General features: G+C 69.4%; 23 protein-coding genes, 1 other RNA gene, 1 pseudogene and 1 riboswitch. Of the genes and pseudogenes, 14 read left to right on the top strand and 11 right to left on the bottom strand.

Annotation, left to right across the window (positions count from 1 at the left end; translation table 11 throughout):
• The first annotated feature begins 17 nt into the window (after nt 1-17).
• The 8 genes from BW730_RS08595 (at nt 18) to BW730_RS08560 (ending at nt 6694) form a co-directional block, all read left to right on the top strand.
• Nucleotides 18-758 (top strand): zinc ribbon domain-containing protein, encoded by a 741-nt coding sequence (locus BW730_RS08595; RefSeq protein ID WP_077685877.1) that lies wholly within the window; start codon nt 18-20, stop codon nt 756-758.
• A complete protein-coding gene (locus BW730_RS08590) occupies nt 758-2191 on the top strand; it encodes an RNB domain-containing ribonuclease (protein WP_077685876.1) in 1434 nt (477 codons plus the stop codon). Before BW730_RS08595 ends, BW730_RS08590 begins: the two co-directional genes overlap by 1 nt.
• 9 nt (nt 2192-2200) lie before the next feature.
• The gene (locus BW730_RS08585) at nt 2201-2428 is read left to right on the top strand and encodes a hypothetical protein (RefSeq protein WP_077685875.1); all 228 of its coding nucleotides are present in this window, start codon (nt 2201-2203) and stop codon (nt 2426-2428) included.
• A gap of 86 nt (nt 2429-2514) precedes the next feature.
• Nucleotides 2515-3789, top strand: a complete 1275-nt coding sequence (locus tag BW730_RS08580) for a DUF222 domain-containing protein (RefSeq protein WP_077685874.1) — start codon at nt 2515-2517, stop codon at nt 3787-3789.
• A 350-nt stretch (nt 3790-4139) separates the two neighbouring features.
• Nucleotides 4140-4742 carry a hypothetical protein gene (locus BW730_RS18500; protein ID WP_077685873.1) on the top strand — a complete coding sequence of 201 codons (603 nt, stop codon included), beginning with the start codon at nt 4140-4142 and terminating at the stop codon, nt 4740-4742.
• Between the two features lie 21 nt (nt 4743-4763).
• On the top strand, nt 4764-4994 hold the full coding sequence (locus BW730_RS08570; protein ID WP_145952783.1) for a hypothetical protein: 231 nt from the start codon (nt 4764-4766) through the stop codon (nt 4992-4994).
• Nucleotides 4995-5062: 68 nt separating this feature from the next.
• Entirely contained in the window at nt 5063-6157 is a 1095-nt protein-coding gene (locus BW730_RS08565; protein WP_077685871.1) for a type I restriction endonuclease, read from the top strand.
• 15 nt (nt 6158-6172) lie between these two features.
• The gene (locus tag BW730_RS08560; RefSeq protein WP_077685870.1) at nt 6173-6694 is read left to right on the top strand and encodes a hypothetical protein; all 522 of its coding nucleotides are present in this window, start codon (nt 6173-6175) and stop codon (nt 6692-6694) included.
• 12 nt (nt 6695-6706) lie between these two features.
• Here the strand turns inward: BW730_RS08560 and rnpB are convergent.
• Nucleotides 6707-7071: RNase P RNA component class A (rnpB, locus tag BW730_RS08555), an RNA gene on the bottom strand.
• Between the two features lie 56 nt (nt 7072-7127).
• On the opposite strand from rnpB, the gene BW730_RS08550 reads away from it, so the two are divergent.
• On the top strand, nt 7128-9617 hold the full coding sequence (locus BW730_RS08550; protein WP_077685869.1) for a circularly permuted type 2 ATP-grasp protein: 2490 nt from the start codon (nt 7128-7130) through the stop codon (nt 9615-9617).
• Nucleotides 9614-10573, top strand: a complete 960-nt coding sequence (locus BW730_RS18495) for a transglutaminase family protein (RefSeq protein WP_158522556.1) — start codon at nt 9614-9616, stop codon at nt 10571-10573. Before BW730_RS08550 ends, BW730_RS18495 begins: the two co-directional genes overlap by 4 nt.
• On the opposite strand, the gene BW730_RS08535 is transcribed toward BW730_RS18495, so the two are convergent.
• The 5 genes from BW730_RS08535 to BW730_RS08515 form a co-directional block, all read right to left on the bottom strand.
• Nucleotides 10566-11375 carry a transglutaminase-like domain-containing protein gene (locus BW730_RS08535; RefSeq protein WP_077687587.1) on the bottom strand — a complete coding sequence of 270 codons (810 nt, stop codon included), beginning with the start codon at nt 11373-11375 and terminating at the stop codon, nt 10566-10568. The genes BW730_RS18495 and BW730_RS08535 overlap by 8 nt on opposite strands.
• A gap of 66 nt (nt 11376-11441) precedes the next feature.
• Entirely contained in the window at nt 11442-12362 is a 921-nt protein-coding gene (locus BW730_RS08530; RefSeq protein ID WP_077685868.1) for a hypothetical protein, read from the bottom strand.
• Complete coding sequence (locus BW730_RS08525; RefSeq protein WP_226997159.1) at nt 12359-12880, bottom strand: SigE family RNA polymerase sigma factor; 522 nt, start codon at nt 12878-12880, stop codon at nt 12359-12361. The genes BW730_RS08530 and BW730_RS08525 overlap by 4 nt, the downstream gene beginning before the upstream one ends.
• Nucleotides 12881-12932: 52 nt before the next feature.
• Nucleotides 12933-13748 (bottom strand): type I methionyl aminopeptidase, encoded by an 816-nt coding sequence (gene map, locus BW730_RS08520; protein WP_145952987.1) that lies wholly within the window; start codon nt 13746-13748, stop codon nt 12933-12935.
• An 80-nt stretch (nt 13749-13828) separates the two neighbouring features.
• Nucleotides 13829-14671: a DUF2510 domain-containing protein gene (locus BW730_RS08515; protein ID WP_077685865.1), complete on the bottom strand. Its 843-nt coding sequence runs from the start codon at nt 14669-14671 to the stop codon at nt 13829-13831.
• 141 nt (nt 14672-14812) lie between these two features.
• On the opposite strand from BW730_RS08515, the gene BW730_RS08510 reads away from it, so the two are divergent.
• Nucleotides 14813-16105, top strand: coding sequence for a glutamine synthetase family protein (locus BW730_RS08510; protein WP_077685864.1), 1293 nt, complete (start codon nt 14813-14815; stop codon nt 16103-16105).
• Here the strand turns inward: BW730_RS08510 and BW730_RS08505 are convergent.
• Entirely contained in the window at nt 16098-16517 is a 420-nt protein-coding gene (locus BW730_RS08505; protein WP_077685863.1) for a sterol carrier family protein, read from the bottom strand. The genes BW730_RS08510 and BW730_RS08505 overlap by 8 nt on opposite strands.
• A 37-nt stretch (nt 16518-16554) precedes the next feature.
• On the opposite strand from BW730_RS08505, the gene BW730_RS08500 reads away from it, so the two are divergent.
• Nucleotides 16555-19464 (top strand): bifunctional [glutamine synthetase] adenylyltransferase/[glutamine synthetase]-adenylyl-L-tyrosine phosphorylase, encoded by a 2910-nt coding sequence (locus tag BW730_RS08500; RefSeq protein ID WP_077685862.1) that lies wholly within the window; start codon nt 16555-16557, stop codon nt 19462-19464.
• Here the strand turns inward: BW730_RS08500 and BW730_RS08495 are convergent.
• Nucleotides 19461-20657 carry an MFS transporter gene (locus BW730_RS08495; RefSeq protein WP_077685861.1) on the bottom strand — a complete coding sequence of 399 codons (1197 nt, stop codon included), beginning with the start codon at nt 20655-20657 and terminating at the stop codon, nt 19461-19463. The genes BW730_RS08500 and BW730_RS08495 overlap by 4 nt on opposite strands.
• Before the next feature lie 96 nt (nt 20658-20753).
• A riboswitch (FMN riboswitch) is annotated at nt 20754-20884 on the top strand.
• 107 nt (nt 20885-20991) lie between these two features.
• On the opposite strand from BW730_RS08495, the gene BW730_RS08490 reads away from it, so the two are divergent.
• Together BW730_RS08490 and BW730_RS08485 are read left to right on the top strand one after the other, a co-directional pair.
• Entirely contained in the window at nt 20992-21813 is an 822-nt protein-coding gene (locus BW730_RS08490) for an ABC transporter permease (RefSeq protein ID WP_077685860.1), read from the top strand.
• A complete protein-coding gene (locus tag BW730_RS08485) occupies nt 21810-22790 on the top strand; it encodes an ABC transporter substrate-binding protein (protein ID WP_077685859.1) in 981 nt (326 codons plus the stop codon). Before BW730_RS08490 ends, BW730_RS08485 begins: the two co-directional genes overlap by 4 nt.
• Nucleotides 22791-22845: 55 nt before the next feature.
• On the opposite strand, the gene BW730_RS08480 is transcribed toward BW730_RS08485, so the two are convergent.
• The 3 genes and pseudogenes from BW730_RS08480 to BW730_RS08470 all read right to left on the bottom strand — a co-directional run bounded on the left by BW730_RS08480 (nt 22846) and on the right by BW730_RS08470 (nt 25787).
• On the bottom strand, nt 22846-24327 hold the full coding sequence (locus BW730_RS08480; RefSeq protein ID WP_269466654.1) for a catalase: 1482 nt from the start codon (nt 24325-24327) through the stop codon (nt 22846-22848).
• 181 nt (nt 24328-24508) lie between these two features.
• Nucleotides 24509-24754 (bottom strand): annotated as a pseudogene (locus BW730_RS20155) (Fur family transcriptional regulator); the annotation flags it as partial.
• Between the two features lie 55 nt (nt 24755-24809).
• A complete protein-coding gene (locus BW730_RS08470; protein WP_077685858.1) occupies nt 24810-25787 on the bottom strand; it encodes an MDR family oxidoreductase in 978 nt (325 codons plus the stop codon).
• Between the last annotated feature and the right edge of the window lie 13 nt (nt 25788-25800).

Raw genomic sequence — 25800 nt, 5'->3', positions numbered from 1 at the left:
ACTGGATAAGGACCCTGATGCTCGCCGAACCCGCAGTTCAACGCACGCTTCTCACCCTCGCGGACCTCGACTCCGAGATCGCACGGGTGCAGCACGCGGCCCGCAACCTGCCGCACCACAAGGCCATCACTGCCCTCATGGAGGCGCGTCAGGGTGTCACGGACGAGTTGGTCGCCTCGAACATCGAGGTCGACGACCTCGGCATCGCCGTCGCAAAGGCCGAGACGGACCTTGCGCCGGTCAAGGCGCGGCTCGTGCGGAACCAGGAACGCATCGACGACGGCTCGGTCAGCGACCCGAAGACGCTTCGCTCGTTGCAGGACGAGGTTGCGCACCTGACCCGGCGGATCGGCGAACTCGAGGATGCCGAGCTCGAGGTGATGGGGCAGTTGGAGGACGCAACGGCGCACCGCGACAAGATCGCCGCGCAGAAGGCGGAGGTCGAGACGAGGCTGCGCGACGAGGTAGCGGGCCGCGACCTCGCCGTCGAGAAGCTGCGCAAGGAGTCGGCGGACCTGGTCGCCACCCGCGCCCCGATCGCCGCCAAGATGCCGACCGACCTGATGGGCCTCTACGAGCGGCTGCGGGCCGCCTCGGGCCTGGGCGCCGCCCCGTTGAAGGCGGGCCGCTGCGGCGGCTGCCAGTTGCAGTTGACGCTCTCCGACGTCGCCACGTACCGCCGCGCCCCCGCCAACGAGGTGCTGCGCTGCGTCGAGTGCGACCGGATCCTGATCCGCACCCCGGAATCGGGCATCTGATGCCAGCCTCGCGCATCGCGGTGTCGGACGTGCCGGAGCAGCTCCGCGAGGGCCTGCGTCGGCTGCAAGAGAAGCTCGAACTGCCGCTTGAGTTCCCGCAGGCCGTGCTGTCGGAGGCGGACGTTTCGGCCGAACTGCCCGTCGAGGGCCACGTCGACAAGACGTCGATCGAGTTCGTGACGATCGACCCCGCCTCGTCGATGGACCTCGACCAGGCCGTCCAGATCGAGCGCGACGGCGACGGCTACCTGGTGCGCTACGCGATCTCCGACGTGGCGCACTTCGTGCGTACCGGGACGGCGCTGGAGGCCGAGACGCACGTCCGGGGCCTCACCAAATACGCCCCGAGTGCCCGCATCCCGCTGCACCCGAAGGTGCTCAGCGAGGACGCGGCCTCCATCCTCGACGACACGCTGCCGCGGCCCGCGATGCTGTGGGAGCTTCGGCTCGACGCGGCGGGCGAGGTCCGTGACGTCGCGCTCACCCGAGCGCTCGTCAAGAGCTACGCGAAGCTGAACTACGACGACGTCCAGGCCTCGATCGACGCAGGCAACCCGCACCCGAGCATCGCGCTGCTACCCGAGGTCGGCAAACTGCGCGAGCAGATCGAGATCAAGCGTGGCGGCATCTCGCTGAACCTGCCCGAGCAGGAGATCGTCGCCAAGAACGGCACCTGGGAACTGGAGTTCCGCACGCTGGTGCCGGTGGAGAACTGGAACGCGCAGATCTCGCTGATGACCGGCTTCGCCGCGGCTCAGACGATGATCGAGGGCAAGGTCGGCATCCTGCGCACGTTGCCGCCCGCCGAGCAGTGGTCCATCGACAAGTTGCGTCGCTCCGCCCGCACTCTGGGCGTCGACTGGCCAAAGGGGATGAGCTACCCGGACTTCGTCCGCTCGCTCTCGCCCGACGACCCCGCCGAGTTGGCCGTGCTGACCAAGTGCACCATGCTGTTCCGCGGCGCGGGCTACCTGGCGTTCGACGGCGAACTGCCCGAGGGGAACCTGCAGCACAGCGCGCTCGCCGCGCCGTACGCGCACACCACGGCGCCGCTGCGTCGCCTCGTGGACCGCTACGTGCTGGTGATCTGCCACTCGCTGCTGAATGGCCTGCCGATCCCCGAATGGGCGACCGCAGGGCTGGAGTCGCTTCCGCAGGAGATGGCCGATGCCGGCCGGAGCGCCAACGCCTACGAGCGCGGCGTCGTCGACCTGACCGAGGCGATGGTCCTGGCGTCGCGGGTGGGGGAGATCTTCGAGGGCGTCATCACCGACGTGAACCCGAAGACCGGCGTCGGGACCGTGCAGATCGCCGATCCCGCCGTCGAACTGCGGGTCACCGCGAAGCAGAAGGAGGTCGGCACCGAGGTTCGGGTGCGGATCGAAAAGGTCGACGTGGTGGGCGGCGTCGTCACGGTGGCGCGCCCGAACTAGTCTGAGGTCATGAGCGACTTTCAAGACGTGTGGCGGCGGCTGAGCGACGACTCACGGGACTGGCTGATCGACCACTACGGCGAGGCCGTTCCCGACGAGGTGGCGGCCGAGATCGAGGGCGACCCGGGTTCGGCGTCGGCGTGGCTCGACTACGACGAGGACGGCGCGGTGCTCTCCGACGAGGCGGTCGAGTGGATCGACGAGTACGCCAACGGGGAACATCCCGAGGCCGACTGACCCGGCCGCTGGATCGTCGCCCAATCCTCGCCGGACAAGGCCGTTTGGCGCGAAAAACTGTCGGACCCGGTCCGTAGTATCGGGTTATGGAAGAGATCGCGCGGGAGTCGGCGGAGCGGGTTCGCTCGCTCGTGCGGACGCGCCGCGCGGCCGACGCGTCAATGGTGGTCGCGATCTGTGATCTGGCCGAGGGGTACCGCGTCGATTCCGACGAACTGCTGGAGGTCCTGGCCGAGCGGCGGGTGCGGGTCGGCGGGGCGGGAACTCCCAAGGTGTCCGAGTTCGTGTCGCTCGAACTGGCGGGCCTGCTCGGGTGCACCCCGGTCGCGGCCGGGCATCGGATCGTCGAGGCCCTGAACTTGAAGCATCGCCATCCCGGCCTGTTCGCCGCTGTGCAGGGCCTTGACGTCGACGCCGACCGTGCGCTGCGGGCCGCCTCGCGGTGCGGGCACCTCGCCCCGGACGCTGCGGAGGCGGTGACGAGGCGCTGGGTGCCCCGGCAACGGCGCCTCGGCTGGGCTGCCGCGTTCACCCTGCTTGACCGCCTCATCATCGAGTCCGACCCAGAGTCGGCCATCGAGCGGGAGCGCAAGGCGCGCGAGGACCGCGGCGTCTACCTGTGGGGGTTCCAGGACGGCTGCATGAACCTCACCGGCCGGCTCGATGCGGTCGACGCCAGGTACCTGGATGCCGCCGTCGAACGGCTTGCGGAGGTCCTCGAGGGCGAGCATCCTGGCCTCACGCGGGATCAGCGCCGCGCCAAGGCGATCGGGGTGCTTGCCAACCCCGCCTACGCGACGGCGTTGCTGCAGGCCGCCGCCCAGCAGCGGCTCCCGATGGGCGATGCGGTGCCTGCGCCGGTGACCGTCCCGGTGGCGCGGCTGCGACCCACTCTCGGGATCGCCGTCCACATCCACTGCGACGCGCTCGGCGAGCTGACCGGGTCGGCACGGCTGGAGCGCGCGGGGCACCTCACGACCCACCTGCTCGCCGAGGCGCTGGCCGGGGTGGACGTCACTGTGCATCCGGTCATCGACCTGCCGAACCTCGAACCGGAGGACGGCTACCTGCCGGGTCGGCAGATGAGGCGGGCGGTGCACCTCGCGTTCGACACCGAGGCCTTCCCCTTCTCGAACCGATCCTCGGCGGGGCTCGACCTCGACCACACCGCCCCCTACCAGCCAGGGGTCCGCGGGCAGACGCGGATCGGCAACCTCGCCCCGCTCAGCCGCCGGGTCCACCGCGCCAAGACGGCCGGAAGTTGGCAGGTCGAGCAGTCCAGGGCGGGCGTCCTCGAATGGACCTCGCCGCTCGGCTACCGGTACGAGGTCGGTCGCACCGGAACCCGGATGCTGAACTGAGACGTCACGGCTCCTCAGTGGTCAGTGGACGGACGATCTCCAGGCCCTGTTCCCGCGCCTCCGCGTAGGCCGCCTCGACGTCGTCGACGTGCGCCGAGATCACGGGCAGCGCGGGGGCCGACGCGTCCTCGGTGACCAGTAGAACGACCCCGCCGAAGTCGGGCTCGGCGGCGGCTATACGCTCCTCTCACGTTCCGCAGTTCTCGACAGGATGAAGCCCAATGTCTGCGCCTCAGCCCAACTTCTTGCCCCCTCCCATGCCCGACCCCTATGCGGGCATGCCGACTCCACCGCCGCCGCCGCCACCGCCATACGTCCCGTCTCCTCCGCCATCGCGGCCTTGGTGGGCGGTGCTGCTGCGCTGGCGCATCCCGGCAATCGCCGCCGCCGTCGGCCTCGCGATAGGTGCCGCCGTCGCAGGCGGCATTGCGGAGGGAGTGACCATCCCGAAGTGGAAGAGCGAGACGGCTTCTCTGGCTTCTGCGCGCGACGATGAAGCGGCCCGGGTGGACGGACTCATCGACGAGCGCGACCGGCTGAAGAGCCAACTGGCCACGGCGGAGGACAGGGCCACGCAGGCCGAAGAAGCCGCGGTTCAGGACCGCGCGGCGCTCGATGCCCGTTCCGCGCAACTCGATGTGCGCGCCTCCGAGGTGGAGGCGGCCGAGAAGGCGGTGGCCGAGCGCGAGGCGGCCGTCACCAAGACGGAGGAGACCGTCGAGGCGTCGAAGATCAGGGAAGGGACGTGGACCGTCGGTCGCGACATCAAGCCCGGCGGGTACGTCGTGGAGTCGCCCGTTGAGGGGGCGTGCTACTGGGAAATCGCCCGCTCGGGCTCCAATGGTGACGCCATCATCCAGAACGACTTCATCATGGGCGGCAGGCCATCGGTGACGCTCAAGGAGGGCCAGGACTTCACGACACAGGGGTGTGGCACCTGGGTTCCCGCCTGAGCCCAATCAGGATTCATGGGGATGCCGTCGCCGATGCCGACTCCGCAGCAGAACGCCAGCTTGATCGCGACGTTCGTGACTGGCGTCAGGTTATCGAGGGCGCCTTCGACTGCCGCATGGGCCGCGTCGATGTCGGCGACGGCCGGATCCGCGGTGATCTACATGACCGTGATCGACCCGGCCTTCCAGCCGTTGTGCAATGCGGTTTGGATGAGAAATCTCACCCTGCACCATCCGGACGTGGCGGGCTGACTAAGCTGGCGCGAAATTGCTGGGCTCGACGATGAGCACAGTCCGCCGTCTGACGTATGAGGAGAGAGATGGCCATCGAGGATGCAATCAAGGAGCTCGCGACCAAGGTGTCCGAGCACGGCGCAAGTCTGACTACTGAAGAAGCGACCAAGACCGCCATAGTGCTTCCCTTCATCGCCCGCGTCCTTGGGTACGACGTCTTTGACCCGACTGAGGTCCTTCCGGAGTTCACGGCCGATGTGGGAACGAAGAAGGGGGAGAAGGTCGACTTCGCGATCCTTCGTGGGGGAGAGGTGCAGATGCTGATCGAGTGCAAGCAGATCGGTGCACCACTCGACATCAACCACGCATCGCAGCTTTTCAGGTACTTCCACGTCACGAGCGCCCGCATCGGCGTCCTGACGAATGGTCAGCGTTGGCAGTTCTACACGGACCTTGACGCGCCGAACAAGATGGATGAGCGTCCCTTCCTCACGCTGGACCTGCGCGATGTCGACCCCTACGCGTTGCCGGAGTTGCAGAAGCTGACCAAGACCACATTTGATCTTGACTCGGTGCTTTCGGCTGCAGAGGAACTGAAGTACGTCTCGGGGATCAAGCGTGCTATCGGCGAGCAGTTTGCCGACCCGAGCGATGAGTTCGTCCGGTTGCTGGCGGCCAAGGTCTACGACCGCTCCATGACGGCCCGGATGCGCGAGTTCTTCTCCACTGTTGTGGCCAATGCCTGCAAGCAGTGGATCACCGACCAGGTCAATGTCCGTCTCAAGACGGCGCTTCAGGGCCAGGGTGTTGCCGTGGCAGCCTCGCCTGCAGCGGTCCGTGAAGAGGCCGAGGAACAGGAAGACGTGCCGGAGGCCATCACCCGAGGCGACGACATCGAGACGACCCTTGAGGAGATGGACGGGTTCAACATCGTCCGGGCGATCGCAGTGAGTGATGTGCAGGTCGAACGGGTGGTCGCTCGAGACACCAAGTCGTACTTCGGGATTCTCCTGGACGACAACAACCGCAAGCCGATCTGCCGGCTTCACTTCAACCGGCAGCAGAAATACCTGGGTTTGCTCGACGAAGCAAAGGTCGAAGAGCGGTTCGCCATCGAGCGAGTCTCAGACATTTATCAGTTCGCCGACCAGATCCGGGGAGCGGTCAAGCGGTATGCGTGAGGGCCGTGGGTAGCCGTGCAGTTGATCCTGGTGTACGACGGCGTGATTCCTTCCGCTCGGCAGCGCAAGTCTCGGGAGATCGCGCACATTCGCCAGTGCCTGAGCGCACAAGTGCGGGGGTTCGTGGACAGTGTCTGGCAGAAGGGGCTTGATCCCACCTACCACGCTCGCCAGGTTGGCTCGCGGACCTACGAGTTCGTCATCGGAAGCGCACTGCGCAACGTCGCGGACGTCGATGTCCTGCTGCTCACGCCTCCGGGGCGGCCTTCTCCCGGCGACATCGATAACAGGCTCAAGGCACTCACTGACGCCTTGGCCTGCCCCAGCAGCGAACAGGCGGACGGTGCGGAGGAAGGCGATGATGGCTTGATCTGCGTGCTACAGGATGATCGGCTCATCCACCGGCGCGCTGTCACTGAACGGACACGGTTTGGGCAGCCGCCCAACAGCCGGGCGAGCCTGGCGGTCATTACGGTGACGATCCTGAACGATCCCGAGGCCCGCTCGTCCTACGGTGGTGCGGTTCTGGCGCAATGACCAAGAGGGTGGGGGACGAGACGGCCGGTAAGCCGGATTCTGTCGACGGATGATCATCTATCTGAGGCCCGCCGTTGCCGACGCGCTCATGCAACCTACCCGGACGCCTCGCGCGAGCAGCGCTCAAGCGGCGTCCGCGGCCGACCCGAGGGTCGACCTTCTTGGTCTTGCTCCGAGTGGGGTTTACCTAGCCACCCCAGTCACCTGGGGTGCTGGTGGTCTCTTACACCACCGTTTCACCCTTACCTGTCGCCAGGCGGTCTGTTTTCTGTGGCACTGTCCCGCGGGTCACCCCGGGTGGGCGTTACCCACCACCCTGCTCTGTGGAGTCCGGACTTTCCTCAGCTGTCTCCAGCCGCGATCATCTGGCCGTCTCGTCCGCCCACGAGTGTAGCGCCCGCAGCCATCGCGGCGCGACGCTAAGGTTGTCGCCGTGACTGTCGAGGCGACCGCGACCAGCGAACTGGCCGCCTACCGCTCCAAGGTCAACGGCGGCTGGGACGAGTTCACCGCCTCGACCGGGCTGCGCCCCGACCAGGAGATCCTGGCCGACGCCGTCACCGCGCTCGGCCTGCAGGGGCTCCGATCGGCCCGACGCGAACTGGCGACCCTCGTCCGCGACGAGGGCATCCTCTACGGCGAGTCCGGCCGCAACTGGATCATCGACCCGCTCCCGCTGATCCTCACCTCCGCCGAATGGCAGCGCCTCGAGACCGGCCTTGCGCAGCGCGCCCGCCTGCTTGGCCTGATCCTCGCCGACGTGTACGGCGAGCAGAAACTGCTGTCCTCCGGTGCGATCCCCCCGGAGATCGTCTGGGGCCACAAGGGCTTCCTGCACCAGGCGTGCGGCATCGCGGCCCCGCGCGACAATTGGCTCCCCCTGATCGCCACCGACCTCGGCCGCGACCCGTCGGGGGCATGGACGGTGCTCAGCGACCGCACCGAGGCCCCCGAGGGCGCCGGCTACGTGATGGCCAACCGGCGGCTCACCTCCCGCGTGATGGGCGACCTGCACCACGACGCACGCCCCGCTCGGCTGCGCTCCTACTTCGCCGCGATGCGCACCGCCCTGCAGCGACTCGCCCCACGCGAGGGCCACACCCCGCGCGGCGTGCTGCTCTGGCAGGGCGCCAGCGACCCGACCGCCTTCGAACAGGGCTTCATCGCGACCCTGCTCGGCTATGCCCTCGTGGAGGCCGAGGACCTGGTGCTGCGCGAGGGACAGGTGTGGATCAACTCCCCGGACGGCCGGGAGCTGGTCGACGTGATCCTGCGCCGCGTCGGCTCCGAGGAGAGCGACCCCCTCGAGTTCCGCACCGACTCCGAGGCGGGCCTCGCCGGCCTGCTCGAGTCGACCAGGCTCGGCAACGTCGTCACCGTCAACCCGCTCGGCTCCGGGGTGCTCGAGAACCCCGCGCTGATGGCGCTGCTACCCGGGCTGGCACCGCAACTGCTCGGCGAGGAACTGATCCTCCCCTCGGCCCCGACCTGGTGGTGCGGCGACGACGTGGGACTAAGCCATGCGCTCACCCACCTCGACCGGCTCCTCATCAAGCCCATCGACAGGTCAACCGCGACGACGACGATCCCCGGCTGGCAACTCTCCCGCGCCGAACGCGACGACCTGGCCGCCCGGATCGCCGCCGAGCCGTGGGCGTGGTGCGCGCAGGAGGCGGTCGACCTGTCGACCGCGCCGGTCGTCACCGACGCCGGGCTGACGCCCCGCCGGATGGTGCTGCGGACCTTCGGGGTCCAGGTCGACCGCGGCCACGAGTTCCTGCCCGGCGGCCTCGCGAGGGTCGCCTCAGGCGACGACTTCGCCATCAGCAAGGCCGCGCGCCCCCTGTCCAAGGACGTCTGGGTGCTCGACCCGGACGACGCGGCGGAGACCTGGCTGGCCTCCTTCGACGGCGGCGCGCTCGGGATCGTGCGAACCGGGTCCGTCGCGCCCCGCGTCGCCGACAACCTCGTCTGGCTCGGCCGCTACGCCGAGCGGGCCGACAGCGGCGCCCGGATCCTTCGCCGCGCGCTCGACCTGACCCACGACTACGGAAGGCGCCCGGCCTCGCGCGGCGCCCAGGTGCTGACGGCGGTCCTCGGCGCCGGGCAGAAGGTGATGGGCGTCGACCTCGGCGTCGACGATCCGGCCACGGCGCACCGACGGATCAGGGCGGCCGCCTCGGACGTCGACCTGAAGGGCTCCGTTGCGCACGCCGTCGGGCGACTGACGGCCGCGACGCACGAGGTGCCCGACCTGATGAGCGACGACATCTGGCAGGTCCTCAGCCGCCTCGACGATCTGGTCGACGAGGCCTCCCGCAGGCGCGACCTCGCGGGCGTCCTCGACGGCTTCGTCGACGCGACCCTCGCGATCGCGGGCATCAACGCCGAGTCGATGACGCGCGACGCCACCTGGGCCTTCCTGGACACGGGCGTCCGTCTCGAGCGAGCGCAGCGCATCCTCAGCCTCGTCGAACACACGCTGGGGCAGGAGCGGGCGGCGGTCGTCGAGAACCAACTCGCGGAGGCCGTCGCCGAGATCGCCGAGTCCCTGATCACGCAGCGTCGCCGCGCCGCTGCGGGGTCCTCGCCCAGGCGACCGGCGGTCGCCGTCACCCACCTGCTCGTCGCCGACCGCAGCAACCCCCGCTCGGTCGCCTTCCAGTTGAGCCGCCTCATCGACGACCTGGAACTGATCGGCGACCTGCCGCTCGCGGCGAAGGTCGCCGGGCTCGCCGAGACCTGCGCAGAGACCGACCTGGCGGCCCTTTTCGACGCAGGCAGGCCGCGGGTCGCCGAGTTCCTCGCCGAGACGCGCAGCCAGTTGCGCGGCATCGCCGACGACCTCGGCCGCACCCACCTGACCCGCAGCGGCCGACGCCGAGCCGTCGTGACCGGCTGGACGAACGGGGACCAGCAGTGAGACAACTCGCCGAGAACCTGACCCCGCGCCGCTACTTCGTGCGGCACCGCACCAGTTACGACTACTCCGACCCCGTCACCATGTGCCACGAGCGCGGCTTCCTCACGCCTCGGCCCACCCCCAGCCAACGGGTCGTCGCGCACGGCACCGGCGTGGTCCCGACGCCGCTGCTGCACACCGAGCACCAGGACCGGTTCGGCAACCGCAGCCACTACTTCGAGATCCACTACCCGCACACCCGCTTCGAGGTCGTGAAGGAGTCGGTCATCGACGTCGAATGGCCCCGCATCGACGTCGAAGCGCTCGATCAGTGGAGCCTCTCCAGCGCGCAGCGCGTGATCTCCGCGAACCCGGCCATGCGGATGGACCGCGCCCTGTTCGGCCTGCCGAGCAGGCACGTCGCACCCACGGCCGCCGTCCGGGACTACGCAGAAACGCTGCTCGCGCCCGACCTCGGCTTCGGCCAGGCGCTCGCAGAACTGACGCTCGGCATCCGGCGCGACTTCGCCTACCGTCCCGGCCTGACGTCGGTGCGCACCACCGTCGACCAGGTCCTGGACCTACGTGCCGGCGTCTGCCAGGACTTCGCCCACCTGGCGATCGCGGTGCTGCGGATGCTCGGCATCCCCGCCCGCTACGTCTCCGGCTACATCGAGACCGTCCCCCCTCCAGGCAAGGAGAAGTTGGAGGGCTCCGACGCGTCCCACGCCTGGCTGTCGGCGCTCGCGCCCAACGGGTCCTGGATCGACCTCGACCCGACCAACGGCCAGTTCGCCGACTCGCGCTACCTAGTCACGGCGTGGGGCAGGGACTTCGCCGACGTCAGCCCGCTGCGCGGCATCGTCGTCACCGACGCGGAGACCTCCAAGCTGGGGGTCGGCGTCGATGTGGTGCCGATGAGCGGCGACGACCTGCCGCCGATGAGCGCCCTCGACCTGGAGTGGGCCGCTACCTGAGTTCGACGGGGCGCAGGCCGTCGTCCTCGGGCAGGTCCCCGTCGATCGACGCGTCGACCCGCATCGACGCGAGGCGGGTGCGACCGCCGAGCGTCGTCATGAACGCCGTGTCCGACGCGTCGCGCCCGGTGCAGATCCGCACCATCGTCTCCCGCGGGGCGAGGCCGGTCGCGTCCAGCAGTTGCCATGCCCCGTCGACGTAGACCTCAGACACGGCGTGGAAGTCCATCGGGCGCAGGCCGGGGGCGTAGACCGACACGAAGCGAGCCGGCAGGTTCAGGCCCCGCAGGAACGCGACCACCAGGTGCGAGAAGTCGCGGCAGACGCCGTTGCGGGTCAGATAGGTGTCGAGGGCCCCGTCGATGCTGCGGCTGGAACCGGGCCGGTAGCCGATCTTGCTGTGCACCCATTCGCGCACCGACGCGACCAACTCCTGGCCGGTCAGGCCAGCGAAGTGGGTGCCGCTCAGGTTGGCGAGCCGGTCAGAGTCGCAGTAGCGCGACGGCCGCGTGTAGAGGATCTCGTCGATACCGAGCATCGGCGGCTCCGGCGCGGCGGCGAGCACGTCGGCGCGGTAGTCGACCACCAGCGTCCCCACGGGCGTCTCACGCAGCCTGTGCAGCCTGCTGCCGGACGGCGCGACGACCTCCTCCGGTTCCAGTTCGATGCCGCCGACGCGGAAGGTCAGGCTCTCCTCGAGCTCGGGGTAATCGGCGCTGACGGCGACGGAGAAGATCAGATCGGCCTGGGCGCGGACCTCGACCTCGAGGCGGCTGGAGACGTGGCGGGCGACGGTGGGCACCGGCACACGATAGCCCACGGCAACGCCCCCCGACGCGCGAGGTGTCAGGGGGCGTCGTGGGCGTCGTCACTTGGCCAGGATCTGCCCGATCACGGTGCGGAGTTCATCGTCGATGCCGGGCTCTGTTGACATGTCGCCCGCGCCCTCGCCGCCAAGTTGAGCCACGGCCACCACGTTGGCCTCTCTCGCCACATAGGTGATCACGGCGTCGGGGGCCGGAGCGAAGGTGGTGCCACCGTCGTTGCTGACCTCGGCGTAGCTTCCGAAGATGACCCCGTCGGTGCCGAGCGTCTCGTCGTCGTGGTAGACGGGTACGGAGCGGTTGAACATGTCCTCCACCCCCTCGACCGGTTCCGCGGGCGTGGTGCCCGCGGCCATGCACTCCTGCGCCTTGCCTCGGGCCTGGGCCATGAAGTCGGCGGCATCCTGCTCGGAACCGAAGACGAGGATCGACTGCCACTGGGCCGAGGTCGGCGCGCTGTCCACGATCGTGCGACCGCCGGTGATGGTGCCGAGCGCCTCGAGCCTGAACGCGACCTGCTGGCACATCAACTGCATGGTCGCGTGCTCGACGCTGCCCTCGTCGGACGACTCGCCGACCCGCGGGTCGAGCGGCAGGCCCCTGTCGCCGAGGCTGCCGACGTTGTCGGGCAGGTGCTCCAGGTCGGTCCACACCGGTGCGGGGGGCTGCGCGGTGGGCGTCACCTCCGGCGGCGCTGAGGCGCTCGGCGTCGGGACGACCGTGATGCTCGGCGTGGGCGTCGGCTCGGCGGGCAGCGCGTCCCGGCGGGGCAGGGTGGCGATCCCGACGCCGACGCCGCCCGCGACCACTGCGAGCGCGACGACGGCGGCGATGGCGCCGCGGCGGCGCTTGATGCCGCGGCCCCGACCGATGACGGAGGCGGCGAGCGAGGCGTTGTCGATGGGGGTAGGCACGTCGATCTGCGAGAGTTCCCGGCGCAGTTCCGGTTCGTTCATGGGGGTCATGAGATGCTCCTGGAGGTGATCTGCGCGGCCTCGGCCCTGGTGCGGAGGCGGGCCAGCGCCCGAGAACAGGTGGACTTCACGGTGCCGACCGAGCAGCCGACGGAGTCGGCCACGTCGGCCTCGGAGAGGTCGTGGTAGTAGCGCAACACGACGATCGCCCGCTCCCGCGGGTTCAGCGCCGCGAGTTGTCGGACGATGAACGACCTGTCGTCGGTTGCGGCGAACTCGCGCTCAGCGGCGGGATCGGGCCGCCACTGCGCGACGTCGGCCGAGACGGTGTCGTAGCGCTTCCGGCGCCACCGGTCGGTCGCCAGGTTGACCATGATCCGCCGGGTGTAAGCGGCGGCCGTCGCCTGCTCGACCCGCTTCCAGGCGAGCCATGTCTTGACGAGGGCGTCCTGGAGGAGATCCTCCGCCGTCGACGTGTTGCCCGTCAGCAGGTAGGCGGTGCGGCGCAGCGCCTGCGAGTGTGCGGAGACGAAGCCGGTGAACGCCTCATCGGGTTGGTTGCCTTTCATACCCATCACTACGAAACGGCTCCCGATGAGGTTGACAACGATTTTCCCGAGGTCAGGGGGCGGTCAGGATCTCCGCGCCGTCGGCGGTCACCACCAGCGACTGCTCGAACTGGGCGCAGCGGGAGCCGTCGGCGGTCACCACGGTCCAGTCGTCGTCCCACAGCTCTGTCTCGTGGGTGCCGAGGGTGAGCATCGGCTCGATCGTGAACGTCATGCCCTGCTGCATGAGCGTGTTGAGCCGCGGCTCGTCGTAGTGCAGGATCACCAGCCCCGAGTGGAACGTGGTGTGCACGCCGTGGCCGGTGTAGTCGCGGATCACTCCGTACCCGAAGCGCTTGGCGTAGGCCTCGATGACCCGGCCGATCACGGAGATCGGGCGGCCCGGCTTCACTGCGCGGATGGCGCGGTTCATGGCCTCCTTGGTGCGCTCGGCGAGCAGCCGTGACTCCTCGTCGACGTCGCCGCAGAAGAAGGTCGCACAGTTGTCTCCGTGGACACCGTTCTTGAACGCGGTGCAGTCGATCTTGACGAGGTCGCCGTCCTCGAGTGGGCGCAGGTCCGGGATGCCGTGGCAGATCACCTCGTTCACGGAGGTGCAGATCGACTTCGGGAAGCCCCGGTAGCTCAGCGCCGACGGGTAGGCGCCGTGGTCGAGCATGTACTCATGCGCGATCCGGTCCAGCTCATCCGTCGTGACGCCCGGCGCGATCGCCTTCGATGCCTCCATCATGGCGTTGTGACCGATCCGGCCCGCCTCGCGCATCCGTTCGATCACGTCGTCGCTCTGCACGTCGGAGCCGGTGTAGCGCTTGGGCGCGGGCTTTCCGACGTACTCGGGACGCTGGATCGAGCGCGGCACGTCGCGCATCGGGGTGACGGTGTGCGGGGTAACGGGGTTCACACCCTGCAGTCTAGTGCCGTGCCGCTGAGGAGCCAGAAGACCGGCGTTCAGCCGTCCCAGCGGAGGGTCTCCAGCATCTTGCGGACCTCCTCCTGGTTGTCCTGCTTGTCGATCGTGGCGCAGGTCACGTAGACGGCGATCTTGTCCTTGTCGTCGGTCGGCACCAGCACCAGGTCGACGGTGTCGCCCTCGATGCCCTGGTGGCGCTGGTTCGCGACGTAGATGTTCGACGTCGAGCGCCAGCCGATCCTGCCGTCGACGTTGTAGTCCTCGCTGCGCAGCACGTCGCGGCGCTCAAAGCTGGCGAACATGCCGGAGGAGGCCATGCAGCTCATGAACTCCTCGGAGGCCTGCGACAGCGACGAGGAGAAGCCGTCCGAGACCTTGATGTAGCCGAGGTTGACGTTGCTGATCCAGCCCGGCGCGATGGAGCGGATCATCGAGTTGTCCTCGTACATCCAGGAGATGTAGGCCGACGACTCGATCCACTCGCCCCGGGGCGCCTCGACGGACAGCCCGCCGCCGGAGAGCCGGCCGCTGCGCACCTCGCTGCGCGGGGAGCTATCGGAATAGGGGCAGGTGATCGGCTCGCCGAAGCCCGACTCGATGGGGGTGGGGGTCGGCGTGTCCGTCGGCTCCCGTTCGTCCCACTGCTTACCCGTCGGCCGTGCGCTGCGGGTGTCCTCCGGGGTGGCGCCGAAGCTCAGCCCGTCCCGCGGCCACAGGATCATGCCCGCCACGATGCTCGCCACGACCACCAGGGCGATCGCCAGCCACAGCCAGGTGCCCGACCCCTTGGGTTCGGGGGTCGGCTCGAGCCAGCGCTGACCGTCCCAGTAGCGCCGACCGTCGGGCGCCGTGGGGTCTGCGTACCAACCCGGCTGTGCCATGCGGGCAAGTCTAGGCGACGCCGGGGGCGCACTCCCCGCGACGACAAGGGCCGCGTGTCGGGCTGGGTCGTCACGCGGCTGTAACACGGGCCGGGCACACTTGGCGACATGGATAGGCAGACTGAGTTCGTCCTGCGCTCCATGGAGGAGCGCGGCATCCGCTTCGTGAGGCTCTGGTTCACCGACGTGCTGGGGTCGCTGAAGTCGGTGGCCATCGCCCCCGCGGAGGTGGAGGGCGCGATCGCCGAGGGCGTCGGCTTCGACGGCTCAGCGATCGAAGGCTTCGCGCGCGTGTACGAGTCCGACATGGTCGCGGCACCCGACCCGTCGACGTACCAGGTGTTGCCCTGGCGTCAGGCGGGCCGCTCGACAGCCCGGATGTTCTGCGACATCAAACTGCCCGACGGGTCGCCCAGCTACGCCGATCCGCGCTTCGTGCTGAAGCGCGCGATGCAGAAGGCGAGCGACATGGGATTCGCGTACTACATCCATCCCGAGATCGAGTTCTTCCTGCTGCGGAACCTGCTGCCGCCGGAGCCCCTCGACGACGGCGGCTACTTCGACCACACCACGCTGGGCGACGGCACAGACTTCCGCCGCGACGCCATCACGATGCTGGAGCAGATGGGGATCTCGGTCGAGTTCAGCCACCACGAGGCCGCGCCCGGCCAGCACGAGATCGACCTGCGCTACGCCGACGCGCTCACGATGGCCGACAACGTCATGACGTTCCGCGTCGTGATCCGCGAGGTGGCAGTCAGCCAGGGCGTGCACGCGACGTTCATGCCCAAGCCGTTCTCCGAGTACGCAGGCAGCGGCATGCACACCCACATGTCGCTGTTCGAGGGCGACACGAACGCCTTCTACGACGCGAGCGACCAGTACAACCTGTCGAAGACGGCCAAGCACTTCATCGCGGGCCTGCTGCGGCACGCGCCGGAGATCACCGCCGTCACGAACCAGTGGGTCAACTCGTACAAGCGCCTGGTCACCGGCTCCGAGGCCCCGCAGTTCGCCTGTTGGGGAAGGGCCGACCGCTCCGCGCTGGTGCGGATCCCGCAGTTCACGCCAGGCAAGACGTCGTCGGCGCGCATCGAGTACCGCGCCGTCGACTCGGCGGTGAACCCCTACCTCGCCTACGCCGTGATGCTCAACGCGGGCCTCAAGGGCGTCGAGGAGGAGTACCCGCTTCCCCCGGAGACCGAGGAGGAGGCGTGGCGGCTGAACGAGCGCGAACGCAAGGCGCTCGGCATCCGCGAACTGCCGCACAACCTGGACGAGGCCGTCAGGTTGATGGAGGAGTCGGAACTGGTCGCCGAGACGCTCGGGGAGCACGTCTACGAGTACTTCCTGCGCAACAAGCGCGAGGAGTTCGCCGCCTACCGCCGCCAGGTCACCCCGTGGGAGTTGGAGCGCCACATCCGCATCATGTGAGCGGGAAGACCCTGCTCACCTCGTCGGCGTGCACGCCGCTCGCGCGCACCGCGGCCTCGCCCCAGGCGAGCCTGCCGACGGCCAGGTCGATGAAGGTCTCGGGGGACAACTCCACCACGTTGGGCGGCGTGCCCCTCGTGTGCTTGGGGCCCGTCTCGAAGCCGATCTGCACCGCCGCGAAGGGCGGCACCCGCACCTCGATGCTCGCGCCTGGGTGGCGCTCGCCGAGTAGCGCGCAGCCCGCCCTGCACACCGCGGCCGTCAACTCCCTGCCGAGCGGCTCGCCGTCGCGCGCGGCGGAGAACAGCAGTCGCGTCAGGTCGGGGCGCTTGCGGGCCAGTTCGATCTCCAGCGCGGCGGGGTCGACGCGGTCGCGCAGCGCGGCGACGACCTTGGGAGATGGCTTGAACATATCCCGGTCAGGATAGCCGGGCCGATAATCTGGCCCCGTGACCAGGTACCAGTCGCCAAGCGCGGAGTTCGCCCGACGAGGGTTCGAGTCGGCCAGTTCCGCGGCGCGGATCTGGGAACGCTGGCAGGAACGCCTCGGCGCCGAGCCGCCCGTCGACCTCGCCCTCTTCGCCCCGGTCGCCGACCGCGACCAGGCACTCGACGCCCTGGAACGCCTCTCGACGTCGCCCATCTTCGACGCGATCGTCGCGGACCCCGACTGGCTGGCCCGGCTGCTGCTCGTGCTCGGCGGCTCGTCAGTGCTCGCCCAGACGCTGGTGCGGCACCCCGAGGAGGCCGAGGCGCTGCGGCAGGCGCCACAGCCGCGAGGCAGGACGGGGTGGCGCGAGTTCTTCGAGGACCGCGTCGGCCCCATCGACGCCCCGCTGGACGGCGACCCCGACCGGCTGCGGCTTGCGAACCGGGTTGCGCTGATCGAGATCGCCGCCCGCGACCTGGCAGCCGAGAATCCAGTGCTGCTCGTCGACGACATCGCCGCGGAACTCGCCCACGTCGCCGACGCGGTGCTGCAGGCCTCCCTGGCCTATGCCCGCGCCGAGGTGCCCGACTCCGATCAGGTGCGGCTCGCGATCCTCGCGATGGGCAAGACCGGCGCCCAGGAACTCAACTACATCTCCGACGTCGACGTGATCTACGTCGCCGAACCTGTCGAGGGAGTCCGGGCCGACCATGCCACGGCAGTCGGTGCCCGGATCGTCGCGGCGCAAGCGCGGATCTGCTCGGCCCACACCCCCGAGGGCACCATCTTCCAGATCGACCCGGCGCTGCGCCCCGAGGGGAAGGCGGGTCCGCTCGTGCGGACCCTCGAGAGCAGCAGGCTCTACTACGAGAAGTGGGCCAAGAACTGGGAGTTCCAGGCCATGCTGAAGGCGCGCCCTGCGGCCGGTGACGAGGAACTGGGCCAGGCGTTCGTCGACCTGGTGTGGCCGATGGTGTGGCAGGCGGGGGAGCGCGGCGACTTCCTCGGCGAGGTCCGCGCGATGCGCGACCGGGTGATCTCGCTGATCCCCTCCAAGCAGGCCGACCGGGAGATCAAGCTCGGCAAGGGAGGGCTGCGCGACACGGAGTTCTCCGTCCAACTGCTGCAACTCGTGCACGGCCGCGCCGACGAGCGGCTCCGTGTCCGTGGCACCTTCGACGGGTTGCGCGCCCTCGTCGACAACGGCTACATCGGCCGCGCGGACGGCGCCGAGATGTCCGACGCGTACCGGTTGCAGCGCGTGCTTGAACACCGCGTCCAGCTTCGGCGGCTGAGGCGCACCCATCTGCTGCCCGACGAGGAGCCGGCGCTCGGGCAGATCGCCCGCTCGATCCACACCGATTCCGACGACGTCACCAAGCGGTGGCGCGAGTCGACCAGGCGGGTCCGCGCCCTGCAGCAGCGGCTGTTCTTCTCCCCGCTGCTCGACGCCGTCAGCGCCGTCTCCACCGACGGGTTGAAGATGACCCCAGACGCCGCCAAGACGCGGATGCGGGCGCTCGGCTTCAAGGACCCGCAGGCGGCGCTCGGCCACATCCAGGCGCTCACCAGGGGCACCGACCGCGCCGCCGAGATCCAGCGCCAACTGCTGCCCGCCATGCTCGGCTGGTTCGCGGAGGGGCCGAACCCCGACTTCGGGCTCCTCGCGTTCCGGCAACTCTCCGAGGCCCTCGGCACCGCCTCCTGGTACCTGCGCGCCATGCGCGACGACGGCTACATGGCCCACCGGCTCGCCCGGATCGCCTCATCGAGCCGCTACGTGGTCGACCTGCTGCGCCGCGCCCCGGACATGATCCGGATGCTTGCGAGCAACGAGGAACTGCGCCCCAGGTCGGCAGACGAGTTGACCACCGCCATGCAGCGCGCCGCGGCCCGACACGACAACCCGGACAAGGCGGCCGCCTCGGTGCGGGCGCTGCGCAGGGCAGAACTGTGCCGGATCGCCATCGCCGACGTGCTCGGCCTCGCCGACCTGGACGCCGTCGGCACCTCGCTCAGCGACCTGGCGTCGGCGACCATCGACGCGGGGCTGTACCTCGCCCGCCGCGAGATCGACGCCCCTCCGGTCGGCGTGATCGCCATGGGGCGCTGGGGCGGAGGGGAGATGAGCTACTCCTCGGATGCCGACGCCATGTTCGTCATCCCCGACGAGTCCAGCTCGGACGAGGTCTCCAAGGCGACCGCGCTGGTGCGCCGCGCCGCCGAGATCGTCGGCAAGCCCGGACCCGACCCGGCACTGGTCCTTGACAGCGACCTCCGGCCGGAAGGTAAGGGCGGCGCCCAGGTGCGCACCGTGTCGTCGTACGCCGCCTACTACACCAAGTGGGCGTCGACGTGGGAGGCGCAGGCTCTGCTCCGCGCCCGGCCCGGCGCTGGCGACGTCGACCTGGCGGCGCAGGTGCTCGACGCGCTCGACTGGTTCCGCTACCCCGAGGGCGGGCTGGCCGACGAGCAGGTGCGCGAGATCCGCACGCTGAAGGCCCGGATGGAGAAGGAACGCATCCCGCGCGGCGAGGCGCGGGAGCGTCACCTGAAGCTCGGCCCAGGCGGGCTGTCCGACGTGGAGTGGACCGTGCAACTGCTCCAATTGCGCCACGCCCATGACTTCCCCGAGTTGCGCAGCACCGCAACGCTCGAGGCGCTCAATGCGCTTGCCGACCTCGGCATCGTCGACGAGCCACGCGCCGCGAGACTCAGGGATGCGTGGCAGCGCGCAAGCCAACTGCGCGACGCGGTGATGCTGGTGCGGGGGAGGGCAAGCGACTCCATCCCGTCGGACGCCCGCGAGTTGGCCGCGGTCGCAGACGTGCTCGGCTATCCCGCCCGGCAGGCGTCGCGGCTCGAGGACGAGACCCGTCGGCTGATGCGCAGGGCGCACGAGGTGGCCGAGGACCTGTTCTGGAACTAGGCGGCCACCCGCGCGGTCGCCGTCCGACGCCCGAGCGCCGCCAGCCCGATCAGCATCAGGATCGGGAAGACGATCCCGACCGCCATGCCAGACTGCAGCGAGCCGAACGCGTCGGTGGCCGCGCCGACCGCCGCGGGGCCGATCGCGCAGCCCGCGTCCCCTCCAAGCGCGAGCAGCGCGAACAGCGCCGTCCCGCCACGCGGGAAGGACGCGGAGCCCAGCGTGAACGTGCCGGGCCACAGCATCCCGACGGAGAAGCCGCCGAGCGCGATGCCCACCAGCCCCATCCAGGCCAGCGGGCTGAACGCCGCCAAGGCGTAGGCCACGACGCACGCGATCAGGGTGCCCGTCATGATGGAGCGCACGTTCGCGACGGTCGCCCGCGAGCCGAACGCGACCCTGGCGATGCCCATTGCCGCGGCGAAGCTGAGCGGCCCGAGCAGGTCGCCCGCGGTCTTGCTCAATCCGAGCCCGTCCTGGGCGTAAGCGGAGGCCCACTGGCTCATCGCCTGCTCGGAGGCGCCCGCCGTCAGCATCAGGCCGACGAGCAGCCAGAACGTGCCCCTGCGCATCAGGTCCAGGTAGCGCATCGGTGCGCCGTCCTCGACGAGCGAGTAGTACGGAACGAACCACAGCAGCACGGCGTTCAGCGCGGGCACGATGGCCCACGCGAAGCACAGCCAAGGCCAGCGCTCCTGGCCGAGCGCCAGGAACCCGACGGTGCTGAGCCCCACGACCGCGACGTGCCCCCAGCAGTAGAACGAGTGAAGAAGGCTCATGTGGAAGGCCTTGTTCTCCGTGGGGCACGCCTCGACGACAGGGCTGACGAGCACCTCCAGGAGCCCGCCGCCGACGGCGCAGATGCACATGGCGGCGATCAGTCCGACCATCGGGCTGGACAGCGCGAACGGCAGGATGCCCATCGCGACGAGGCCCAGGGCGGCCATCACGTGCGCGACCACCATGGAGATCCGGTAGCCGACGGCGTCGATGGCCTTGGGAGAGACGAGATCGACCAGCAGTTGCAGCCCGAAGTTGATGGCCACCACCAGGCCGAGCGCGGAGAACGAGATGCCGAAGGTGGTGTGCCAGATGATGAACATCAGCGGGCCGAGGTTGTTGACGATCGCCTGCGTGACGTAGCCCACGTAACAGGCGATCAGTGTGTGGCGGTGGTCGAGGCGGCTGTGCACGAGGCGACCCTACAGTGCGGCTGGCTTGGGGCGTCACCGACCGCGGCCAACGGACGGAGGGCACCCGGGTGCGGCGTGCTACTGTGAAATCACAATTTCGTGTTCCGGGGTCGGTGTAATTCCGAACCGGCGGTGATAGTCCGCGACCCCCGAGGCCTCAGGGCCGAAGGGTTGACTCGGTGAAATTCCGAGGCCGACAGTGAGAGTCTGGATGGGAGGAACACGGCCACCACGTTCGTGGTGTGCCGACGACGCGGCGCGTCCGCGTGCCTCGGCGCATGCAGCGGACGCGGTGACCCGTGACCCCGGAACCACTGACGGACGGGGATCGCGGATGAGACGCCACCTGACTGCCCGGCTCGGGCTGTGGTCGGCGTACCCTGCGCGCACACGGCCCCTCCCCGGACGCTGGGGCATCGGCCTCGGCGCCGTCATCGCGCTGTTCGTGCTGTGGTGGGCCGTCACCGCCTCCGGCCTGATCGATCCGTACCTGCTTCCCGGGCCGGGCCAGGTGCTGGCCAAGATGTCCGACCAGATGCGCCTCGGCCTCGTGTCTCGCTACCTGACGCCCACGCTGATCGCGGCGCTCCTCGGGGCGCTGCTCGCGGTCGCCGTGGCGATCCCGCTCGGCGTCCTGATCTCCCACTCGCGCGTGCTCGCCGCCGTCGCGGAGCCGTTCGTGGCGATCTCCCAGACCATCCCTCTCGTCGCCATCGCACCCCTGCTGGTGCTGTGGATCGGCTACGGCACCGTCCCCATCGCCGTGCTGTGCGCCATCGTCGCGTTCTTCCCGATGGTCACCACCACTGTCGTCGGGCTGCGTTCGCTCGACATGCGCGTGGTCGAAAACGCGATGCTCGACGGCGCGGGCGCCTGGCGGCGGCTGTGGCACATCGAGTTCCCGATGGCCGCCCCCGCGATCCTCGCGGGTGTGCGCGGCGGCGTGGTGCTCGCCATGACCGGCGCCGTCGTCGGCGAACTCGTGATGGGCGGCTCCGGCCTCGGCACCCTCCTCACCCTGTCAAGGGACGCCGCGGACACCGCCGCCGTCTTCTCCGTCGTCGCCTGGATCTCGCTTTCCGCCATGGCCCTCTACGGCCTCATCTCGCTGCTCGAACGGGCAGCGGTCAACCGTCTCCAAGGAGAAGCATCATGATCGATCGACGCTCGCTGCTCGTCGGATCCCTGCTCGCGGGCGTCGCCGCGGGACTGGCAGGCTGCTCCAAGCCGGCGGCCACCGGCCAGCTGACCGTCGGGCTCACCTACATCCCCAACGTCCAGTTCAGCGCCTTCTACCTCGGCGTCGAGCGAGGCATCTTCTCCGACCACGGCGTCGACGTGGTGCTCCGCCACCACGGGGAGCAGGAGGACGTCTTCGGGGCGCTGCTGCGCGGAGACGAGGACGTCGTCTTCGCCTCCGCCGACGAGGCGATGGTCGCCAGCGCCGGGGGCAACGACCTGCGCACCTTCGCGACCAGCTACCAGACCTACCCGATCAACGTGCTCGGCCTCGACGGCACCGTGACACTTCCCCCCAACGCGCTCGAGATGCTCACGGGCAAGCGGCTCGGCATCCCAGGCCACTTCGGCTCCAGCTACTACGCGGCGCTGTGCGCCATCCACCAGGCGGGCCTCACCGAGGACGACGTGACGCTCGTCGACATCGGCTACACGGCGCTCAGCGCCCTCGAGACGGGCAAGGTCGACCTGATCGTCGGGTTCCGCAACAACGAGCTCGTTCAACTTGAGGCGCGCGGCAAGACCCCTCTGGCCATCCCCGTCACGGACCCGCAGCACCCGGACCTGGTCGGCCCGAGCCTGATCGCGCGCGGCGAGGCGGTGCCGAAGGAGACTCTCAAGGCCATCTCCGCCGCCATGGCCGACGCTCAGCAGGCCGTGATCGACGATCCCGACGCCGCCCTTGACGCCACCGCGAAGCAGGTGCCGGCGCTTGCCGACCCGACCCAGCGCGCCTCGGCGGGCATGGTGCTGGAGGCGACCACCAAGATGTGGCTGCGCGACGGCAAGGTCGACGTCCGCGTCGACACCGCAGCCTTCGGCCGGATGGGCGAGTTTCTCACCGCGGCGGGCGTCATCGAGAAGGCCCCGGCGAAACCCTACATCGCGCTCTGACCTCTGGGGACGCAGAACGGCCCACCCCCGAAAAGGGGTGGGCCGTCGGCGTCGGTCAGTTGGCGGCTCGGACCGTGTCCTCGATCCGCTGGCCGGTCGTGGCGTCGACGTTCTTCCAGTACTGGAAGGCGCGCCCGAGGACCTCGTCGGAGGCGACGCCCGACAGTGCGCCGGAGACGGTCTCGACGAAGCGGTCGCGCTGTGCGTCGTCGAAGACCTCACGCACGAGCGTGCCCGCCTGGCCGAAGTCGTCGTCCTCGGCGTGCAGCGTCGCGGCGGCACGCACCAGGGCGCCGTCGGACTCCCATCCGTCCGCGACCGTCACCTGCGCCTCGGAGAACATCCGGCCGTAGCTGTTGGGCGCGTACACCGGGGCGTCGCCCGTGTGCTGGTGCTGCATGTGCCCCTGCTCGGCGTAGTTGTTGAACTCGGCGGTGCGGGGCTGGTTGACGGGAAGCTGGTGGAAGTTCGCGCCGATCCGCGCGCGCTGCGCGTCCGGGTAGGCGAACACGCGGGCCAGCAGCATCTTGTCCGGCGAGATGCCGGTGCCGGGGATCATGTTCGACGGGGAGAAGGCCGCCTGCTCGATCTGGGCGTAGAAGTTGCTGGGGTTCTTGTCCAGCGTCATCGTGCCGACCTCGATCAGCGGGTAGTCCTTGTGCGACCAGGTCTTGGTCAGGTCGAACGGGTTGAAGCGGTAGTGGTTCGCCTCGTCGTAGGGCATTACCTGCACGTTCAGCGTCCAGGACGGGAACTCGCCCCGCTCGATGGCCTCGTACAGGTCGCGACGGTGGTAGTCCGCGTCGGAGCCTGCCAGCGCCTGCGCCTCGTCGTTGGTGAGGTTCTCCTCGCCCTGGTTGGTGCGGAAGTGGTACTTGACCCAGAACTTCTCGCCCGCCTCGTTGATCCACATGTAGGTGTGCGAGGAGAAGCCGTGCATGTGCCGCCAGGAGCGCGGCAGGCCGCGGTCGCCCATCAGGTAGGTCACCTGGTGCGCCGACTCGGGCGAGGCCGTCCAGAAGTCCCACTGCATGGTGTTGTCGCGCAGGCCGGAGGACGGGAGGCGCTTCTGCGAACGGATGAAGTGCGGGAACTTCAGGGGATCGCGCAGGAAGAACACCGGGGTGTTGTTGCCGACGATGTCGAGGTTGCCTGCGGTGGAGTAGAAGCGCACAGAGAAGCCGCGGACGTCGCGCCAGGTGTCGGGGGAGCCCTGCTCGCCGGCGACGGTGGAGAAGCGGGCGACCATCGGGGTCTCGGCCCCGGGCTGGAAGGGCGTCGCGGCGGTGTAGGCGGTGACGTCGCCGGTCACCGTGAACGTGCCGAAGGCCCCGGAGCCCTTGGCGTGCGGGGTGCGCTCCGGCACCCGCTCACGGTTGAAGTGGGCGAGCTGCTCGACCAGGTGGACGTCGTGCAGCACGATCGGGCCGTCGTTTCCGACGGTCAACGAGTGCGCGTCCGACTCGACGGGCGCCCCGTTGAGGCGCGTCGACGCCCCGGTCGGTAGCTGCTGTCCCATGGTTTCGCGGTTGCTCATGTATTCCTCTCGTCAGGTTCGTTGCACTGTGCACACAGCCCCCAGTAGATGACCTCTGCCTCGTCGACGACGAAGCCCAGGTCGTTGCTGGGGACAAACAGGGGGAGTGCCCGACCGCGCAGGCGACGTCGTGCATCGCGCCGCAGGATCGGCACATCAGGTGGTGGTGGTTGTCACCGGTCTGGAGTTCGTAGCGCGGCGGTCGCCCGGCAGGCTCGACGCGGCGGATGATCCGCGCCTCGTGCAGGGCGGCGAGCATGTCGTAGACCGCCTGCGTCGAGGCGCTGCCCGTTCGGGCCCGCACCGCTGCCGCCAGCTCGCCGACGCCCGAGTGGGGGTGCTCGGCGAGCGCGCCGAGGACGGCGAGGCGGCCCGCGGTGACGCGTAGGTTCGCGCCACGCAACACGCCTTGCCAGTCCTGATCCATGTGGCCAAGACTAGCAGCTATCTGGAATTACTCCAGTTATGGAAAGCTTCTGGTTTTAGTCGCCGCCGATGGTGACGAGCGTGCGGCCGTGGCGCTCGCCGTCGAGCAGTTGCTGCCCGGCCGCGATGACCTCGTCGAGCGTGACGCGGCTCGTCATCAGGTCGAGTTGGTCGACGTCGATGCCCTTGGCGAGCAGCCGCCACGCGTCGGCGCGGTCCTCGAGCGGGGCCCACACCGAGTCGATGCCCGCGAGCGTGACGCCGCGCAGGATGAAGGGCATCACCGTCGAGGGAAGGGCGATCGAGCCCGCTAGCCCGCAGGCGGTCACGGTGCCGTTGGGCAGCGTCCTGGCGATCGCGTTGGCGAGCACCTCGCCGCCGACCGAGTCGACGACGCCCGCGTACTGCGCCTTCTGCAGCGGCTTTCCGCGGCCCTCGAGGTCGGAGCGGGGCACCACCTCGGTCGCACCGAGGCTCTGCAGGTAGTCGCCGAACCTGTCGACCCTCCCGGTCGACGCGTGCACGTCGAAGCCCGCGGTTGCCAGCAGCATGGTGGCGATCGAGCCGACCCCTCCGGTTGCGCCGGTGACGAGCACGGGGCCGTCGCTTGGCAGCACGCCCTCGCTGACGATCCGCAGCACCGACAGGGCCGCGGTGTAGCCGGCGGTGCCGAGTGCCGCGACCGACTCGGGGGAGAGCCCGTCGGGCACGCCGACGGCGAGTTTCGCGTCGAGGCGTGCCCGGGTCGCGAAGCCGCCGTTCTTCGTCTCGGAGAGGCCGGCGCCGTTCTGCACGATCCAGTCGCCCGCCTGCCAGCGCGGGTCGCCCGACTCGACGACCCTGCCGACCAGGTCGATGCCCGCCACCAGCGGCAGTGTGCGTACGACCCCTGGCTTGCCTGTCACCGCGAGCGCGTCCTTGTAGTTGAGGTCGGAGTAGACGACGTCGACCACGACGTCCCCGTCCCCCAGGAAGGCTTCGTCGAGCTCCTTGAGTTCGACACCGGTTTCGCTGACGACAATGCCTCGGATCATGGGCTCAGCTTAC

The sequence above is a fragment of the Tessaracoccus aquimaris genome (assembly GCF_001997345.1).
GTDB classification, from domain to species: Bacteria; Actinomycetota; Actinomycetes; order Propionibacteriales; family Propionibacteriaceae; genus Arachnia; species Arachnia aquimaris.
Note: the sequence above shows the minus strand (reverse complement) of the source record. Positions and strands in the feature narration are given on the sequence as shown.